Raw genomic sequence first — 19,432 nt, forward strand, 5'->3', positions numbered from 1 at the left:
GTGCCCATGAGCAGTGAGCAGCAGTTACGGGAACTCGCGGCCAACCGGATTGTCTTCGAGGGTATCGGACCCGAAATCGATGGCGGACGGTTCCCCGCGAAAGTCGCGATCAACGAGGTTTTCGTCGTCGAGGCCGACATATTCGGCGACGGCCATGATGTGATCGCCGCTGCCCTCGTCTGGCGCGCCGCGTCCGCTTCAGAGTGGACGGAAGAACCGATGAGGTTCCATGAAAACGATCGGTGGATCGGTCATGCGCGCTTTCCCGCCATGGGTTCTTATGAATTCTCCCTCATCGCCTGGCGCGATCTGTTTGCCACCTGGCGCAAGGACACCTCGAAGAAGGTGGCCGCGGGGCAGACGGTTTCGCTCGAAATCATCGAAGGTGTCGAGCTTGTCGAGATGGCCGCCTCGCACGCCGACCCGATCGATGCCGAAACGGCAGGCAGTCTGAAGAGGCTCCACAAGAAGCTCGCGACGAGCAAAGACGCGCAGGATCAACTCGCGATGCTCATGGCCGAGGAGACCTTCACGCTGATGGCGCGGGGCGGGGTTCGCACCAACCTGTCGCGCTACGAGCGCGATCTTCCCGTCGAGGTCGACAGCGAACTTGCTGCCTTCGGCGCCTGGTATGAGCTCATGCCACGGTCGCAAGGTCCCGACGGCCGGCACGGCACCTTCGACGATGTCATCCAGCGGTTGCCCTATGTGCGCGATCTCGGCTTCGACATCCTCTATTTCACCCCCATCCACCCGATCGGCAGGACCAACCGCAAGGGGCCCAACAACACGCTCGTTGCCGGCCCCGAGGATCCGGGCAGTCCCTATGCCATCGGCTCGCAGGAGGGCGGGCATGACGCGATCCATCCCGAACTCGGCAGCTTCGAGGATTTCGCGCGACTGGTCTCGGCGGCCCGGGAACATGGGCTGGAGATCGCCCTCGACTTTGCCATCCAGTGCGCGCCCGACCACCCATGGATCAAGGAACACCCCGAGTGGTTCGACTGGCGGCCCGACGGCACGATCAAGTTCGCCGAGAACCCGCCCAAGAAATACGAGGACATCGTCAACGTCCATTTCTACCGCGATGCACTGCCGTCGATCTGGTACGCGCTCCGCGACATCGTGCTGTTCTGGGTCGACAAGGGCGTGAAGGTTTTCCGCGTCGACAATCCCCACACCAAGCCCTTCCCTTTCTGGGAGTGGATGATTGGCGAGGTCCGCGCCAAGCACCCGGATACCATCTTCCTTGCAGAGGCCTTCACCCGCCCCAAGGTGATGAAGCGGCTGGCAAAGGTCGGCTTCAACCAGTCCTACAGCTATTTCACCTGGCGTAACGAGAAGCAGGAACTCATCGAGTACCTCACCGAACTGACCCAGGAAGAATGCCGCCACTACATGCGGCCGAACTTCTTTCCCAACACGCCCGACATCAACCCCTTCTTCCTGCAGGGGAGCGGGCGTCCGGGTTTCCGCATCCGGCTCGTTCTCGCAGCAACGCTTGCGGGCAGCTACGGCATCTACAACGGCTTCGAGATCTGCGACGCCGCTCCGGTGCCCGGCAAGGAGGAATATCTCAACTCCGAAAAGTACCAGTTGCGGCAATGGGATATGGATGCTCCGGGGAACATCAAGGACGACATCCGGCTGATCAACGGACTCCGGCGCACGCGGCCCGCGCTGAAGGCCTTCTCCTCGCTCAGGTTTCACAACGCCTGGAATGACAAGGTGCTCTACTACGCCAAGAGCGACCCGGCCCACGACGACTATCTTCTCTTCCACGTCCTGCTCGATCCTCACCACGCACAGGAATGCGAGTTCGAAGTCCCTCTGTGGGAATTCGGCCTCCCGGACGATGCCTCGATCGAAGTTCAGGACCTCATCCACGGCAACCATTTCACCTGGCACGGCAAGACCCAGTCGCTCACGCTTGAGCCACAGGACCGGCCCTATGCGATCTGGCGCCTTATCCCCCCGGGAGCTCCGCGATGAAACACGTCTCCCAGCCGGTCGATGGCATGATCGATCGAAGCCAGCTCGAATGGTACAAGGATGCGATCATCTACCAGCTGCATGTGAAGGCGTTCCAGGACGCCAACAATGACGGTATCGGCGATTTCGCCGGCCTCATGAAGCGGCTCGACTACATTCAGGAACTGGGAGTCACCGCGATCTGGCTCCTACCCTTCTATCCCTCGCCGCTGCGCGATGACGGCTACGACATCGCCGATTTCAAATCGATCAACCCTTCCTACGGATCGATGAAGGATTTCCGCGCCTTCGTGGCCGAAGCGCACCGGCGCGGCTTGCGCGTCATCACGGAGCTGGTGATCAACCACACCTCCGACCAGCATCCCTGGTTCCAGCGCGCCCGCAGCGCCAAGAAGGGCTCCGCGGCCCGCGACTATTATGTGTGGAGCGATACGGACGCGAAATTCCCGGAAACCCGCATCATCTTCCTGGACACCGAAACGTCCAACTGGACCTGGGACCCGGTGGCAGAGCAGTTCTTCTGGCACCGCTTCTATTCGCACCAGCCCGACCTGAATTTCGACAATCCGCAAGTGCTCAAGGAGGTGCTGAAGGTCATGCACCACTGGCTGGGTATGGGCGTGGACGGGCTGCGGCTCGATGCCATCCCCTATCTCGTCGAACGCGAAGGCACCAACAACGAGAACCTGCCGGAGACACACGAGATCCTGAAGAAGATCCGTACCGATCTCGATGCGCATTACGACGACAGGATGCTGCTCGCCGAGGCCAACCAGTGGCCCGAGGACACCCGGCCCTATTTCGGCGAAGGCGACGAATGCCACATGGGCTTCCACTTCCCGCTGATGCCGCGCATGTACATGGCGCTGGCCCAGGAGGACCGGCACCCCATCACCGACATCATCCGCCAGACGCCGGAGATTCCCGAAAGCTGCCAGTGGGGCATTTTCCTGCGCAACCATGACGAGCTGACTCTCGAAATGGTGACGGATACGGAGCGCGACTATCTGTGGCGCACCTATGCCGAGGATTCGCGTGCCCGCATCAATCTCGGCATACGCCGCAGGCTCGCACCGCTGATGCAGAACGACCGGCGCAAGATCGAGCTGATGAACTCGCTTCTGATGTCGATGCCCGGCACCCCCATCGTCTATTACGGCGACGAACTCGGCATGGGCGACAATTACTATCTGGGCGATCGCGACGGCGTCCGCACGCCGATGCAGTGGTCGCCTGACCTCAATGCGGGCTTCTCGCGCGCCAAGCCGCAGCAGCTCTACCTGCCGGTCATCCTCGACCCGATCTACGGCTACCAGGCCGTCAATGCGGAGAGCCAGGATACCGATCCTTCCTCGCTCCTCAACTGGATGCGGCGGCTCATCGCCGTGCGCAAGCAGCATCTCGCCTTCGGGCGCGGCACCATGACGATGCTCTATCCGCAGAATCGCAAGGTGCTTGCCTATGTGCGCGAATATGAGGGCGACAGGATACTGTGCGTGGCGAACCTGTCGCGTTCGGCGCAGGCGGTGGAGCTTGACCTTGCCAAATGGAAAGGCACCGTGCCGCTCGAACTGAGCGGGCGTTCGCCCTTTCCGCCCGTCGGCGACCTGCCCTACATGGTCACCCTGCCGGCATATGGTTTCTACTGGTTCCTGCTCGCCGACGAGACCGAGGCGCCGACCTGGCATCAGCATTTCCCCGAGGTGCTACCGGAATTCATCACGATGACGGCACGCGATGGGCGCCTGTCGACCGCCCTTGGCGGGCGCGAGGGACGGCAACTTGAGCAGGAGAGCCTGCCGCTGTTCCTGTCACGCCAGAGATGGTTTGCCGGCAAAGACAAGGAGATTCGCAGTGCCCGCCTTCGCCCTCTCGGCGAGCTGGGCGACGGCCAGCACATGCTCACGGCCTGCGATGTCGAGTTCGAAGGCGGCCAGCAGACCTATTTTCTGCCGCTTTCGGCCAAATGGGGCGAAGAGAACATCGCGTTCGGGTCGCCCACCCTGTCCTACACGCTCGCCAAATTGCGGCGCGGTCCTCGTATGGGCGCTCTGGTCGATGCCACGCAGGATCAGAATTTTGCGCAGCTGCTCCTGACGGGGATTGCGGAAAACACCGAGATCGACGTGGCGGACGGCAAGGTGGTCCACCTGCGCAACGCCGATCCCGCGGCGTTCGAGCGCGCGGGAGAGCCTCGCCCGGTGGCGGTCGAGCAAAGCAATGTCTCCATCGTGTTCGGCGACAGCGTCATCATGAAGGTCTATCGCCGGCTGCGCCCTGGCGCCCAGCCGGAAGTCGAGATGGCACGCTTCCTGACCAATGAGGGCGGGTTCGCCAACATGCCGGCCTATCTCGGCGCCGTCGAGCACCGCGGCAAGGATGGGACGACGGTTCTGGCCGTCGCTTTCTCCTTCGTGCGCAACCAGGGCGATCTGTGGGATGCGTTGCTCGCCGCCCTCCAGCGCGACTTTGACAATGCCGATCTCGGCGGCGGCGAATTGTCGGGCAATGAACAGGACGAAAAGCCCTTCGCCTACGATCTCACCATGGGTGAAATCCTCGGAAGGCGCACGGCCGAGATGCACCGCGCCTTGGCCGTGGAGACCGACGATCCCGACTTCGCCCTCGAAAAGACCGCCTCTGAGGATCTCGAGGGCTGGGTCGCGGCCGCGCAGGCGGAAGTCGAGGAGATGCTGGGCGCGCTGGAAGAGGCGACCGCCACGCTCGACGGAGAGGCGGCCGCGCTTGCCGACGCCGTGCTGGAAAGGCGCGACAGGCTCAAGGCGCGCATCAATGCCTGTCGCGGCCTTGAGCCGTCTGGCGGGCGCACCCGCATCCATGGCGACTACCATCTGGGCCAGCTGCTCGTCGCGCAGAACGATGTCTACATCATCGATTTCGAAGGCGAGCCGCGGCGCAGCCTGGAAGAGCGCCGTGAAAAGACGACCCCGCTACGCGATGTCGCCGGCATGCTGCGCTCCATTGATTATGTGGCCGCCGCTTCCGTGCGCCAGCAGGCGCAGATGTTGCCCGGCCAGGAAGACCGCGCTGCCGAGCGCGCGGCCCGTTGGCGCTGGCAGACGATCGAGCAGTTCCTGGCAGCCTACCGGGAGACGATCTCGGGGAGTCGCGTCGCGACGACCGATGCCGACTTCGAGCGGGCCGTGCTCGATCTCTTCCTGATCCAGAAGGCGGCCTACGAGATCCTCTACGAATTGTCGAACCGTCCGAGCTGGGTCGACATCCCGCTGGCGGGGCTCCTGGAACTGATAGCCGATGAGGCTCAGGCATGAACGCCTTTCCCGACGATTTCCCACTGGCCGAAGAGGCCCTCGCCATCGTGCGGGGGAGGCACGGCAACCCGTTCGCCGTGCTCGGCATGCATGGCGGGAGTGGTGACCCCCTGCGCGTAAATGTCTTCGCGCCGGCCGCCGCGAGCGTAACAGTCCTGCGCAAGCCCGGCGACGAAAAGGTCGTGGAACTGGCCCGGGTCCATCCCGAAGGCTTCTTTTCCGGCATCGTGCCCGACGAGACCGAACGCTTCTCCTACCGCCTGCGTCTCGAATCCGGCCCGGAAAGCTGGATCGTCGAGGACCCTTACGCCTTCGGCCCCGTATTGGGCGATCTCGACGAGCATCTGTTCGCCGAAGGCAAACATCTCGATCTCTACCGGCGCCTGGGCTCGCATCCCGTCACCCATGAGGGCGTGGAAGGGGTGGCCTTTGCCGTCTGGGCGCCCAACGCGCGCCGCGTGAGCGTGGTCGGCAACTTCAACGCCTGGGACGGACGCCGGCACCCGATGCGCCGCCGGCTCGGTGGCGGCATCTGGGAACTCTTCATCCCCGGCCTGCCGCAAGGCGAGATCTACAAATACGAAATCGTCGGCGTCCACGGCGAGGTGCTGCCGCTGAAGGCCGACCCCGTCTCGCAGGCGCACGAAAACCCGCCGGCCACCGCCTCGGTCGTCTCCGGTGAACCGCGACATGACTGGCAGGATGACGACTGGCTTGCAGGCCGGCCCGATCGCCAGCGCATCGACGCACCGATCTCCATCTACGAGCTGCATCTCGGCAGTTGGAGACGTAGCGCCGATGGGGACGTGCTCGACTACGAGGAGATCGCCGATCACCTCATTCCGTACATTCAGGAGATGGGCTTCACCCATGTCGAGCTGCTGCCGGTGACCGAACATCCGTTTTCGGGCTCATGGGGCTACCAGCCCATCGGCCTGTTCGCACCCACGCGGCGCTTCGGTCCGCCCGAAGCCTTCGCAAGCTTCGTGGACCGCCTCCACGCCGCCGGCATCGGCGTCATGGTGGACTGGGTCCCCGCCCATTTTCCCTCCGACGCCCATGGTCTGGTCCATTTCGATGGGACCGCGCTCTACGAGCACGAGGACCCTCGGCTCGGTTTTCACCAGGACTGGAACACGCTCATCTACAATTTCGGGCGGATCGAGGTTTCCAACTTCCTCCAGGCGAGTGCGCTCTACTGGATCGACCAGTTCCACATCGACGGACTGCGGGTCGATGCGGTGGCCTCGATGCTCTATCTCGACTACAGCCGCAATCCCGGCGAATGGATCCCGAACCGGTATGGCGGCAATCAGAACCTCGATGCCATCGAGTTCCTGCAGCAGACCAACACCCGTATTGCCGAACGCCATCCCGGCGCATTGGCCATCGCCGAGGAATCGACCGCATTCCCGGGTGTGAGCCGGCCGGTGCAGGAGGGCGGCCTCGGTTTCCATTTCAAATGGAACATGGGCTGGATGCACGACACGCTCGAATATATGAGCCGCGACCCGATCCACCGTCGCCATCACCATCACCAGATGACCTTCGGCATGGTCTATGCCTTCTCGGAGAATTTCGTGCTGCCGCTGTCCCATGACGAGGTGGTGCACGGGAAAGGTTCGCTGATCGGCAAGATGCCGGGTGACCGATGGCAGAAATTCGCCAATCTGCGTGCCTATTACACCTTCATGTGGGCCCATCCGGGCAAGAAACTCCTCTTCATGGGCGGTGAGTTCGCCCAGGATCGGGAGTGGAACCACGACCAGTCGCTCGACTGGCATCTTCTCGATGATCCGATGCATGCCGGGGTGAAGGAACTGGTGCGGGAACTGAACCGCCTCTATCGCGAATGGCCGGCCCTGCACGAACTGGACTGCGAACCAGCCGGTTTCGAGTGGATCGAATCCAACGACAGCGAAAACAGCGTCTTTTCCTTCCTGCGCCGCGGCCGTGGCGATGCCAGCCCCGTCCTCGTCGTCTGCAATCTCACGCCGATCGTTCGCCACGGCTACCGCCTCGGCGTGCCGGTCGAAGGACCGTGGCGCACGGTGCTGAACTCGGATGACCCCTCCTATGGGGGATCGGGCGTCGGCAATGGCGAGGCGATACCCGCGCAACCGGTTGGCTGGCACGGGCGTTCACAGTCGATCGAACTTGATCTGCCGCCTCTCGGCGCATTGCTTCTCGTACCTGAAAGCTGACCCCATGAATCGGACACGACGCATTCTGCCGGGCTCTCCCCACCCGCTCGGCGCCAATTGGGATGGGTCGGGTGTCAATTTCGCTCTCTTCTCCGCCCACGCAACTAAGGTCGAACTCTGCCTGTTCGACGCCTCGGGTCGGCGCGAGATCGAGCGTGTCGAACTGCCCGAATACACCCACGAGGTCTGGCACGCCTATCTGCCGGACATCCGGCCCGGCCAGCTCTACGGCTACCGGGTCCACGGACCCTACGCGCCCGAAGAAGGCCACCGTTTCAACCCCAACAAGCTGTTGCTCGATCCTTATGCGCGTGAACTGCGCGGCGACATACGCTGGCACGACTCCGTCTTCGGCTATCGGCTGGGACACAACAGGGCCGACCTTTCCTACGACCGGCGCAATTCGGCCTTCGTCATGCCGAAATGCGTGGTGGTCGATCCGGCCGTCACCTGGGGCAACGACATCGCACCACGCCGCCCCTGGTCGCAGTCGATCATCTACGAAGCCCATGTGAAGGGCATGACGGCGCTGCGCGAGGATCTTCCGCCACAGCTGCGCGGCACTTTCGAGGGCCTCGCCGATCCACGCGTCATCGATCACCTTGTGAAGCTCGGCGTCACGGCCATCGAGCTCCTGCCGGTGCAGGCGTTCTTCGACGACCGGCACCTGATCGAGAAGGGTCTCACCAATTTCTGGGGCTACAACACGATCGGCTTTTTCGCTCCCGCCACCCGCTATATCTCGCCCGGCGCCGACATCCACGAGTTCAAGCTGATGGTGCGCCGGCTGCACGAAGCGGGCATCGAGGTGATCCTCGACGTGGTCTACAATCATACCGCCGAGGGCAACGAGATGGGCCCGACGCTATCCTTCCGCGGCATCGACAATGCCAGCTACTACATACTGGGCGACGACCCGCGCTATTATTTCGACACGACCGGCTGCGGCAACACCATCAATCTGCGCAACCAGCGCGTCCTTCAGATGGTGATGGATTCGCTGCGCTACTGGGTTGAGGAATGCCATGTCGACGGCTTCCGTTTCGATCTGGCCTCCTCGCTCGGCCGCGACCGGGACACTTTCGACCAGAATGCCGTGTTCCTCGATGCGGTACGTCAGGACCCGGTCCTGTCCTCGGTCAAGCTGATCGCGGAGCCTTGGGATACCGGTCCCGATGGCTACCAGCTCGGCAACTTCCCACCTGGCTGGGCGGAGTGGAACGATCAGTACCGCGATACCGTACGCGGTTTCTGGCGCGGCGATGACGGCTGCACACCCGTGATCGCCGGCAAGCTGCTCGGCAATGCCGCGCGCTTCGACAAGCGCGGCCGCCGTCCCTGGGCAAGCGTCAACTTCGTCACGGCACATGACGGCTTCACCCTCATGGACGTGGTCAGCTACATGGACAAGCACAACGAGAGCAATGGCGAAGATAACCGCGACGGGCACTCCCACAATGTCAGCCACAATTGGGGTGTTGAAGGCCCGACCGACGACGAGGGCGTGCTTGAGTTTCGCGATCGGATGCGGCGCAATCTGATCGCCACCACGCTGCTCTCGCAGGGCCTGCCGATGCTTCTGATGGGCGACGAGGTCGGGCGCACCCAGAATGGAAACAACAACGGCTACTGCCATGACGACGAAATCAACTGGCTGCCGTGGGCGGGCCATTCCGAGCGCAATGCCGCCTTCATGGAGTTCGTGCGAACGGTCATCAGAATACGCCAGACACGTCCGCTCTTCCGGCAGCGCAACTTCGTCCATGGGACACCACAAGAAAACGGTTCGAAGGACGTCGCCTGGCTGAGACCAGACGGCGCCGACATGGAGCAGGAGAACTGGGACGATCCCCAGTTCCGGTCGCTTGCCCTCATTCTCGGAGGGCCCGATGCCGCCGCTCTGGTCTTGCTCAACGCAGGCGAAGACGATGTGGAGTTCACGCTGCCGGCGGGACCCTTTTCGTCCTGGCGGCTGTTGATCGACAGCGCGCGCGGTTACGCGGATGCCGGCTACGGCGAAACGATACAGGGCAAGATCAGCGTGCCCGGCCGATCGATGCTGGTCGCGGAGAGCGTCGATGACAGGCAGCGCTGAGGACCAGGCCCGCGTCTTCGCGCGAAGCTGGGGCGCGGAAATCACGCGCCCGGGAGAGGTGCGCTTCCGCATCTGGGCGCCCGGACAAGACGAGCTTGCCATCCTGATCGATGGTGTCTCACGGGCGATGAGGCGTGACCCCGAGGGCTGGTTCGAACTTCACGCCGAGGGCGTGTCTGCCGGTTCCGCCTATCAGTACCTTCTTGCCGACGGCATGGCCGTGCCCGACCCCGCCTCGCGTCTTCAAGGCGGGGACGTCCATGGCCCGTCCGTGGTCGTCGACCCCGCCCGCTATCGCTGGCGCAACAACGGCTGGACTGGCAGGCCGTGGGAAGAAGCCGTCATCTACGAGCTGCATCTCGGCACGTTCACCGAGGAGGGTACCTTTCGTGCGGCATCCGAACGCCTGGCCAGCCTCGCCGAGCTCGGTATCACGGCGATCGAGCTGATGCCCGTCGCGCAGTTTTCCGGCAACCGGGGCTGGGGTTATGACGGCGTGCTTCTCTATGCGCCGCACCCCGCCTACGGCACACCGGACGACATGAAAGCCTTCATTGACGCCGCGCACGATCATGGGCTGATGGTCCTGCTCGACGTGGTCTACAATCATTTCGGCCCGGACGGGAATTATCTCAACGCCTATGCTCCGGACTTCTTTCACCCCGAACGACATACGCCCTGGGGCGCGGCCATCGCCTATGAGCGCCAGCCCGTCCGGGATTTCTTCATCGAGAATGCGCTCTACTGGCTGGAGGAGTTCCAGCTCGACGGCCTGCGTTTCGACGCGATCGACAACATCGTGGACGAGAGTTCCGACCCGGAGCTGATGGTGGAGATCGCCCGGCGTATCCGGTCCAGGTTTCCCGACCGCCATATCCATCTCACCACCGAGGACAACCGCAACATCACGCGGCTCCACGAGCGTGGCGCCGATGGCGAGGTGGTCCTTCATACCGGCGAATGGAACGACGACATGCACAACGTGCTGCATGTCATCGCGACGGGCGAAGTCGATGGCTACTATGCCGATTTCGCCGATGATGTCTGGGCCAAGCTCGGCCGTGCGCTCGCTGAAGGCTTCGCCTACCAGGGAGATGTGTCCCCCCACGTGGGCAAGGCGCGGGGAACGCCATCCGCCCATCTGCCGCCCACGGCCTTCATCGACTTCCTTCAGAACCACGACCAGACCGGCAACCGCGCGCTGGGCGAACGGCTCACCCGGCTGGCCGATCCGCGCACGCTCGAACTGATGTCCGCGATGCTGCTCCTGTCTCCCCACATTCCCCTCCTCTTCATGGGCGAGGAACATGGCGACGAGCAGCCCTTCTTCTTCTTCACCGATTTCCAGGGCGACCTCGCCAGGGCGGTGCGCGACGGGCGTCGCCGCGAGTTCGCGTCCTTTGCATCCTTTGCCGGCAGCGAAGAGGAAATTCCCGACCCCAACGACCCGCAGACCTTTATGTCCAGCCGCCCCGACTGGAGCACCGGTTCCACTGATACGGGCCGCCGGTTTCTGGCACGCACGCGTCAGCTCCTGTCGCTGCGGCATGAGAGGATCGTGCCGCTGCTTCGCCAAGCCGCGCCTGCGGCGGGAAAGGTGCTGATGGCCGAGGATGGAGCCGTAGCGGTCGACTGGAGATTCGGGTCCGCCACACTGTCGTTGCGCGTCAATCTGTCGGACCAGGAACGAACGCTTCCCGCTGCCCCCGGCGAAGTGATCTGGGCCGACCCGCCCGTCGGGTCGGATACGGATGCGCGGGGAAGGTCTTCCCGCGCCTCCATCCTCCTCACGGTGTCGGAGACGAGCTAGCGAGAACAAAAACGAGTTCACGCGGTTAGAGCGACACAGCAGCAACGGGAGCGCCCGGACATGGACGACAGGGAAGAACGCATTCGCGCGAAAGCCTACGAACTCTGGCAAGAGGCCGGCCGGCCCGAAGGCCGCGAAGCCGAGCATTGGGAAGAAGCCGAAAGGATGATCGACGCCCAGGACACCGGCGGCGAGGCGGATTTCGGCGTCAATCCGGAGCAGTCGGGCCCCGCCCAACCCGATCAGATCGAGACGGTGGAGGCCGAAGTTCCGGTCAAGCGCAAGAAGAAGGCGTCGGCGCGTCCGTCACGCAAGCCGTCCGACACGGTATGATCCTCCCGGCCCCGCGCTCGGTGCCTGGCCGGTTCGGTCTCAGTCGACATGGACCCGCACGGTCGCGGCACGGCCTGCGGCGTCGATGACGGTCAGGGTCGATTGGCCTCGCCCGTCGGGTTGCCACTGGCTCGTTCGGGCGCGGGCGGGTTCGGAAACCGCCCGGCCATTGGCGAGCCAGCGGAACGGCGCCCGCCCGCCCTGCAGCTTGAGCACCAACGGTGCCACACGGCCGATGGATGTCGCCAGCTCCACCCGTGCTCCGTCGGGTGGAAAGACGATCTCCGGCGGCGGTTCAACCGCCAGGCGGGCACCTGGCGCCTCGCGAACGGAAACGAAGCGGCGCAGCGTGACGGGAAGCTCGTCGCGGGCCAGCCGCACCGCGCCTGCGGGCGCACGCGCCAGGGGCGTCGCGGCAACGCCAGAACGCTGGAAGGCCGTGAACAGGATGGGAGCGGCGGTCGCATAGCCCGATATGCCCGGCACGGGCGCTGCGTCAGCCCTTCCGACCCAGACCCCGATCACATGCCTCCCGTCGAATCCGACCGACCAAGCGTCGCGATAGCCATAGGAGGTACCGGTCTTGTAGGCGATGCCACGCCGGGATGCACCCTCCGGTGGATTGACGCCCGCCAGCATGTCGGCCACGTGCCAGGCCGCGCGCGGTGCGAGCATTTCGCGCCGGGCGGGGCTTCCGCCCGGTCTGTCCGTCAGCTGCACGGCCCGCCCGCCATTGGACAGGCCCGTGTAGAGCTGGACAAGCTCGGACAGCGTCACCCCCGCCCCGCCAAGCGCGATGGCGAGCCCCGGAGCCCCGTCGCGCGGCAGGACCGGGCTCACCCCGACGCGCCGGAACCGTGCCGCCAGACGTGCCGGCCCCACCGCATCCAGCAGATGCACGGCCGGGACGTTGAGCGAGAGTTGAAGCGCGGTGCGCACGCTGACATCGCCTTGATAGGCCATGTCGAAATTGCGCGGACGGTAGCCGGCAAAATTTGCGGGACGGTCCTCGATCATGGTTTCCTGGGCAACCAGTCCCTCCTCGATCGCGAGCCCGTAGATGAAAGGCTTCAATGTCGATCCCGGGGAACGAACGGCACGGGTCATATCGATCCAGCCCGACCGGCGATCGTCGAGAAAGTCGGGCGACCCGACCCGCGCCAGGATTTCGCCCGTGGAGGCGTCTGCCATCAGGATCGCGACGGAAATGCGGGGGCCAAGTTTTTCGGCCGCTTCACGCGCCACGCGCTCGAGGCTCTCCTGGATCGGCCGGCTCAGCGTCAGGCTGTGGCGGCCGTCTGCCGGCAACGCTCTGAGCGCCTCGTCGGCTGCGTGCGGGGCGAAAGCCGGCATGGCCAGGCGCCGGTCGGGTACGCGGGCTTCGGCCGCGCGGGCGGCCTCGCCCGCCGGCACGAGACCTGCCGAGACCATGCGCGCCAGCACCCGGTCTCGCGCCTCCTCTGCGGCGTCGGCGTTGCGGTCCGGCCGCCGGCGCTCGGGCAGTTGCGGTAGGGCGACCAGCAGAGCGGACTCGTCGAGTTCGAGCCGCCGCGGCTCCTTGCCGAACCAGGCGAGTGAAGCGGCGCGAACGCCTTCCAGATTACCGCCATAGGGCGCGAGCGCCAGATACAGAGCCAGTATCTCGTCCTTCGACAGGCGCCGCTCGATCTGCAGGGCGCGGACCATCTGCCTGAGCTTCGCGCCCATGGAGCGTGCCTCGCGCGGTTCAATGAGGCGGGCCAGCTGCATGGTGATGGTTGAACCGCCGGAAACGATGCGGCCGTTTGCGGCGAATTGTCCGGCCGCGCGCAGGAGTGCCAGCGGGTCGATGCCGAAATGCGAGCGGAAACGCCCGTCTTCATAGGCAACCAGCATGTCGAGGAAGACGGGATCGATTTCGGCAAGATCCGTGCCCAGACGCCAGCGTCCATCGGCGACGGCATAGGCTCGCAGCAGACGTCCATCACGGTCCACCACCTCGACGGAGCGCTCGGCCAGCGCTTCCAGCGGCGGGGGATGGGCGCGGTCGAGCACATCCAGCGTGACCAGCGCGGCTCCCACGAGGAACAACAGTCCCGCGGAAAGGACGGCGGTCATGCGCCACCGGGACAGGGTGGCCATCACCGGGGCGCCAGCACCTCCAACGCGCCGGTCGCCGTGCGCGCGGAGAATTGGGGCCGGTACATGTCTTCCACGATGGCCGCCGGATGTGCGTAGACACCAGGGTTCACCGCCCGAACCACATAGGCCGCCATTTGCTCGCGGGCGCTTTCCGCTGTGCGCTCGAAGGCCGCGGTAAAGCGATCGTAGCGGAATTCGACATGGGCCGCATTGGCTTCGCCCAGCCATTCGAAATTGGTGAGGTCGGCCGAGCCCACCAGACGCGGATTGTCGATTTCGAAACCCGCCGGCAGGAGATCGGTCATCACCACCTGCGAAGGCCAGCTGTTGAACTCCGTGAAGCGCAGCACGACCACGTAGCGTTCGTTCTGGACCACCTCGCTGACATTTACCGGCTCGCCTTCGAGCGTGAAGTAGCTGCGCTCGATCTCGAAGCCGTCGCCGCCAGCCGGCAACGGCTGAGCCGGCGCGGCCACCGTCGTCAACACCAGATCGACCGCCTCGGGAGAACGATTGACCAGCATCAACGGGCTTTCCATCAGATCCCGGCCTTCGAGCCTGCGGGCGAAACTACCGCGATGTTCGGCGCCGTCGATCTCAAGCCTGATGTCGGAATCTGCCATCCGCATGGCGCGGGCGGCGAGCAGCATCCAGGCCTGTTCCTGCGTGCTGGTCTGGGTACGGCGCGAGCGGGCGCTCTCGACCATGTCCAGCATGGCCGGAATTGCGGTCGGCGCCGGCGACGTCTCGGCAGCCAGCGCCAGCATGGCCGCTCCGTCACGCAGGGCCGAGCCGAAATCCGAACGCATGAGGTTGTCGGCCTGGACATCGGCGCGCGCCTTGCGCAAGGCCGACGCAAAGGCGCGGTCGGCCCGCTCGGTATCGCCGTAGTGCGCCAGGGCGGCGCCGATCTGGGCCCGCGCCATGGGGCTCGCGAACTCGTCCAGCCGCGTATCGGCATAGTAGCGAAGATCGCCGACCGAGGCGCGCCGGTTGCGCGCAAGGACATAGAGGGCATAGGCGATATCGGTTCCGCGCTCTTCCACATCGGTCGTGTAGGAAAGAGTGTTCTGCAGATTCTGGATGACCCGCGTCAGTGCCTGCGACGGCACGGGGTGCCCGAGCTCGGCGGCGCGCGTCAGGAACTCGCCGATATAGGCGTCGAGCCACAGATTGCCCCAGCCCGGTCCCCAGAGGCCGAAGCTGCCTGTCGCGGTCTGGAAACCGAGCACGTCGGAGATCGCCGCCGCGATGCGCCCGTCGAGATCGGGGTCGACCGGCAGGCCGGCGAGCTGCGAGAGTTCGGCTGCATAGAGAAGAGGCAGCGCGCGACTGGTGAGCTGCTCGGCGCATCCGTAGGGATAACGGTCGAGCGCCATCAGCACCGACGGGATGTCGAGGGCCGCAAGCGGTGACACGCCCAGGCTGACGAAGGCGCCGTCGAGCAGGCTGTCGCCCAGCAGGCCCCCGTCGACGCGGATCGAGCCGCCATTGGCCGCAAGCTCCACGATGCGCTGTTGGGTGACCGGCATGGAAGCCGGCCGTACGGTGAGGAAGGCCGTGCGCTCGATCGCCGTGCCATCTTCATGTTCGAGCATCACCGTGAGCACACCTTCCCCGGTGCGGGTCGCGCCAAGGGGAAGCGTCAGCGTTTCGACCCCTCCCTCGCCCAGCCACAAAGAGCCGGGAGCATCACCGATGTCGATACCGGCGGAACCTTCGCTGCGGATCTGCAGCCGGTAATCGCCGACGGGGCCATCCGTGTTGGCAACGTCGAGGCGCAGGAAGGCGCGATCGCCGGGAGCCAGGAAACGCGGCGCGCTCGCCGTGACGACGACCGCATCGCGCACGATGACGTCCGCACTGGCCTGGCCGACCCCTTCCTTCGACCAGGCGACGGCCATGATGCGCGCCGTGCCGTTGAACTCCGGCAGGTCGAAAGCGATCTCGGCGCGCCCTTCATCGTCCAGTTCCACCGGACCGGAAAAGAAGGCGAGCAAGCGCTCGGTGGGTGGGCTGCCCTGCATGAGAATGCCGCCATCGCCGCCCGTGCGCAGCCGTCCGGCGGCCCCCAGCGACCCGTCGATGAGCCGTCCGTAGAGATCGCGGATTTCAAGACCCAGCGCACGCTGGCCAAAATACCAGTCCTGGGGGTCCGGTGCCGTGTAGTTGGTGAGGTTGAGGATGCCGACATCAACCGCCGCGACCGTGACATAGGCACGCTCGCCTGCGGGCAGGTTGGCGACCGTGACGGGCACCGTCAGCCTGTCGCGCGGCGCGGCCATTTCCGGCAGGTCGAGCGACACGTCCAGCGCCCGCTCGGCGGGATCGATGGCCAGCCATTTGACCCCGATGGCGCGCGCGGGCATGCGGCTCTCGATCGCCTCGCCCGGCCGATAGAGGGTCGCCGTCACATAGGCCCCCGCGCCCCAATCGGCACTGACCGGGATTTCCACCTCGCCGCCTTCCTCGGGCATGATGGTGTCAATCGTTTCGTGCAGGCGCTCGTTTCCGACCGTCACCAGAAGCTGCCCGGCGAAACGCGGCGAGACCTTGAGCCGGGCCGTTTCTCCGATCTCGTAGCCGTCCTTGTCGAGCGCGATCTCCAGCGCGTCGGGCGTCTCCGTGGATGCCGCGTCCACGAACCAGCCGGCTTCGAACTCGATACTCGTCACCGGCCCCATCGGATCGGCGGTATCCACCTCCAGCCGGTAGCGGCCCCACTGCACGGGGAAGGTGATGCGGCCGGCATCGCGGAGTCCGGCATCGACGGTGCCGTTCGCCACCTCGCTCGTGTAGGTCACGGGCTCGTAGTTCCAGCCGCTGTCGGTGCGGTACCATTGATAGTTGCGTTCGATCTTCTTCAGCGACCAGCGCAGCCCGGCCAGATCCTCGCGGCTGCCATCGGGCGCGGCGGCGATCACCGAGAAGGAGGCCGTGGTGTTCTCGGGGACCGAATCGCCTGCAAAGTCCGGCCTCACGCCGACCAGCATCGTTTCCGGCGTAATCGGCAATGTCAGCCGCCGCTCGACTGCGCGGCCGCCCGGTTCGCGCATGCGCACCGTCACCGTGGCCTCGATGAGGCGCGTGGTGGAAGGCATTTCACCGAGGGCGACTGCGATCGTGGCGCGTCCCTGCGCATCCGTTTCCGGCAGATCTTCCAGCGCCTCCATCGTGGCCCCGACATCCTCCTCGTCGGCCATGCCGAAACGGTAGCCCGGAAAGACGCCCCACTCGCGTGTGGTGGCCACGGAAACCTCGCCTTCCAGCCGCATGCCCCGGGCGGGGGCGCCATAGAGGAAGCGCCCGTCAACCTCCACCGTCACGGTGCCGAAAGGCTCGATGCTTTCCGCCTCGCTGGTCAGATCGAACTCGATCCGGTCGGGCACGAAATCCTCGACAAGGAAGGAGGCGTTGGCCAGCGCCGGACGGGCAGCGTCGGCGTGAATGGCCAGCGACCAGGTGCCGCGCATCGCGTTTGGCGCCAGCGCCAGCGCCAGCGCATGGCCGCCCAGCGCGTGCCCGTCGCTCACGATACGCCGATCCTCCACCCCGTCGGGACGCGACAGGATGAAGGTGAGCGGCAGGTTCTCGATCGCCTCGCCGCGATCGTCCCGCGCGAGTGCGGCCAAATGCACCGTCTCGCCGGCCCGGTAGATGCCACGCTCCGTCCAGGCGAAAATATCCAGCGCGCCGGGCGCCGGGCGGCCCTCCACGCCGCGATCGGAAAGGTCGAACCCCGCGCGGCTCAGGTCGAGGAAGACGAAATCGTCGCCCTCGCCGGTGGCCAGAAGCGCGACCGGCGCCATCGCGGCGGTGCCGCGCATCAGGCCAGGATCGAACCGCGCGGACCCGTCCGGGCCGGTGGTGGCGGTGCCCAGCACCTCGTTGTTGCGGGCGAGAAGCTGCATGTCCACGCCGGCGAGAGGCGTGGCGGAACCGAGGCTGCGGGCAAAGACGGATAGCCCGTCTTCTCCAGCGAAAGTCGACAGGCCGATGTCGGAAACGACGAACCATTGCGTGGCGCGCGCTGTCCAGGGTTCGGAGGAATCGCCTTCCGGCACCGCGACCAGCACATAGACGCCGGCTCTGCGCTGGGGCAACGCCTCGTCCACGGGAAAGGAGGTGACGACCTCGCGGTTGAGTTCACTGGCGACCTCCAGCCTGCCCTGCCACACCGGCTCGCCAAGTTCGTTGGCGAAATTGTCGGCCTCCCAGCCGCCGAGTTGGCGCAGGAACTGGAAACCGGACATCAGCTGCGCGAGCGCGCGGTCCCCGACACGGTAGAGGCTGATCTCGACGTTGTCGGTATTGACGCTGATCACCGGAATGCCGCGTCGCATGGTCGACGGCAGCACGAAATTGTCGCCGGTAAAGCGGATCGAGGGCGAACGGTCGCGCACGTAGATCGACAGCGCAACGTCGTCCTCCAGCGCTTCACCGACGGTGGAAGGCAGCCCGCGCCGCAAGGTGACGCGGTAATGGCGACCATGGCGCAGCCCTTCCACGCAGATTTGCTGGCCAGAAGCATCGATAGCCGGTGCCGCCGCGCCGTCGAGCGTCACGAAGGAGGAGAAATCGACGCCCGAGCGCGGCAGATCTTCGGAGAGCTGAACGCAGATGCGCGGCTCGGCCGCCTCCGTGTCAACCGTATGGTCCACGACGCGGAAACCGCGCCGGCTTCTCAGTTCGGCCTGCTCGAGACGTACACCCTCATTGTCGACCAGATCGAGACTGGCTTCGTAGGCCGCCATGGCCGGCCGGTAGAGTTCCCGCCTGTCGAGTGCGCGCGCCAGCCATGTCAGCGCTTCGGAACGGTCGGAAACGGTCCGGCTCGCCTGATAGGCGTTGATGGCGGCGGAGGAGGCGTCGCGCGGCAGGCTTGTCTGCTCGCTCCAGTCGACGGGCGTGGCGGCGAGAAGGGCCGAAGCCAGGCCGCTCCAGAGGTAGCTGTCACCCGGCGCCGCTGTGAGGGCGGCGCTGAAGCTGGTGATGGCGCCCCGTTCGTCGCCTGCCTCGAGCGCGCCGCGGGCGGCCGAAGCCAGAAGAGCCACGCCCATTCCGGTATCGGCGCCGGAGCCAGCCAGTTCAGAGCGGTATTGTCTGGCCTCGTCCACGAGACCGGCTGGCAGCAAGGCAAGCGGGGGCGGGGCACCGATATCAGCCGCGCCGGCCTCCACCACACGACCGGCGACGGCGCCCGCAAACGGGTTGAGCGGTCCATGGTCCGACTTCAGGAAGCACCATTCGGCACGCACATTATAGGTGAAAGCACGGCACTGGCTGTCGGCGATGCAAGCCGCCTCGCATTGCTGGAGGCTGACCTCGCGTTCGGTGCGAAGATCGAAACCGAAATAGTCGGCATCCTGTGTCGTCACGACCGTCCGCCCGGTCTGCGCGTGAAGCGCGACCGGCGCAAGCAATGTCATGGCGAGAAGAATGACGACGAAACGAGCCACGCGCTGCGACATGGCACCCTCCAGATGTGTCCACCGTCCCTGCGGCGGACACTGCGCCGGTCCCTCCACCTTGTCAATTCGCATGTCGTTGCGGAAGCCGAAGCGTCGGCGAACGGTCCCATGCT

At 65.3% G+C, this 19,432-nt stretch carries 8 protein-coding genes; 6 read left to right on the forward strand and 2 right to left on the reverse strand.

Annotated features, from left to right (window positions below):
• Nucleotides 1–6 precede the first annotated feature (6 nt).
• Genes GRZ55_RS01085 through GRZ55_RS01110 form a run of 6 tightly spaced genes read left to right on the forward strand, consistent with a single transcriptional unit; the run spans nt 7 to nt 11,727 of the window.
• Nucleotides 7–1,992, forward strand: a complete 1,986-nt coding sequence (locus GRZ55_RS01085) for an alpha-1,4-glucan--maltose-1-phosphate maltosyltransferase (protein WP_169285028.1) — start codon at nt 7–9, stop codon at nt 1,990–1,992.
• 26 nt (nt 1,993–2,018) lie between these two features.
• A complete protein-coding gene (treS, locus tag GRZ55_RS01090; protein ID WP_169285551.1) occupies nt 2,019–5,285 on the forward strand; it encodes a maltose alpha-D-glucosyltransferase in 3,267 nt (1,088 codons plus the stop codon).
• Nucleotides 5,282–7,489 (forward strand): 1,4-alpha-glucan branching protein GlgB, encoded by a 2,208-nt coding sequence (glgB, locus tag GRZ55_RS01095; protein ID WP_169285029.1) that lies wholly within the window; start codon nt 5,282–5,284, stop codon nt 7,487–7,489. The genes treS and glgB overlap by 4 nt, the downstream gene beginning before the upstream one ends.
• 4 nt (nt 7,490–7,493) lie before the next feature.
• The gene (gene glgX / locus GRZ55_RS01100; protein ID WP_169285030.1) at nt 7,494–9,584 is read left to right on the forward strand and encodes a glycogen debranching protein GlgX; all 2,091 of its coding nucleotides are present in this window, start codon (nt 7,494–7,496) and stop codon (nt 9,582–9,584) included.
• Nucleotides 9,568–11,394, forward strand: a complete 1,827-nt coding sequence (gene treZ / locus GRZ55_RS01105) for a malto-oligosyltrehalose trehalohydrolase (RefSeq protein WP_169285031.1) — start codon at nt 9,568–9,570, stop codon at nt 11,392–11,394. The genes glgX and treZ overlap by 17 nt, the downstream gene beginning before the upstream one ends.
• A gap of 60 nt (nt 11,395–11,454) precedes the next feature.
• Entirely contained in the window at nt 11,455–11,727 is a 273-nt protein-coding gene (locus GRZ55_RS01110; RefSeq protein WP_169285032.1) for a DUF2934 domain-containing protein, read from the forward strand.
• Between the two features lie 39 nt (nt 11,728–11,766).
• On the opposite strand, the gene pbpC is transcribed toward GRZ55_RS01110, so the two are convergent.
• A complete protein-coding gene (gene pbpC / locus GRZ55_RS01115) occupies nt 11,767–13,848 on the reverse strand; it encodes a penicillin-binding protein 1C (RefSeq protein WP_169285033.1) in 2,082 nt (693 codons plus the stop codon).
• Entirely contained in the window at nt 13,848–19,319 is a 5,472-nt protein-coding gene (locus tag GRZ55_RS01120) for an alpha-2-macroglobulin family protein (RefSeq protein ID WP_169285034.1), read from the reverse strand. The genes pbpC and GRZ55_RS01120 overlap by 1 nt, the downstream gene beginning before the upstream one ends.
• Nucleotides 19,320–19,432 lie beyond the last annotated feature (113 nt).

The sequence above is a fragment of the Chelativorans sp. ZYF759 genome (assembly GCF_012911015.1).
GTDB lineage: Bacteria > Pseudomonadota > Alphaproteobacteria > Rhizobiales > Rhizobiaceae > ZYF759.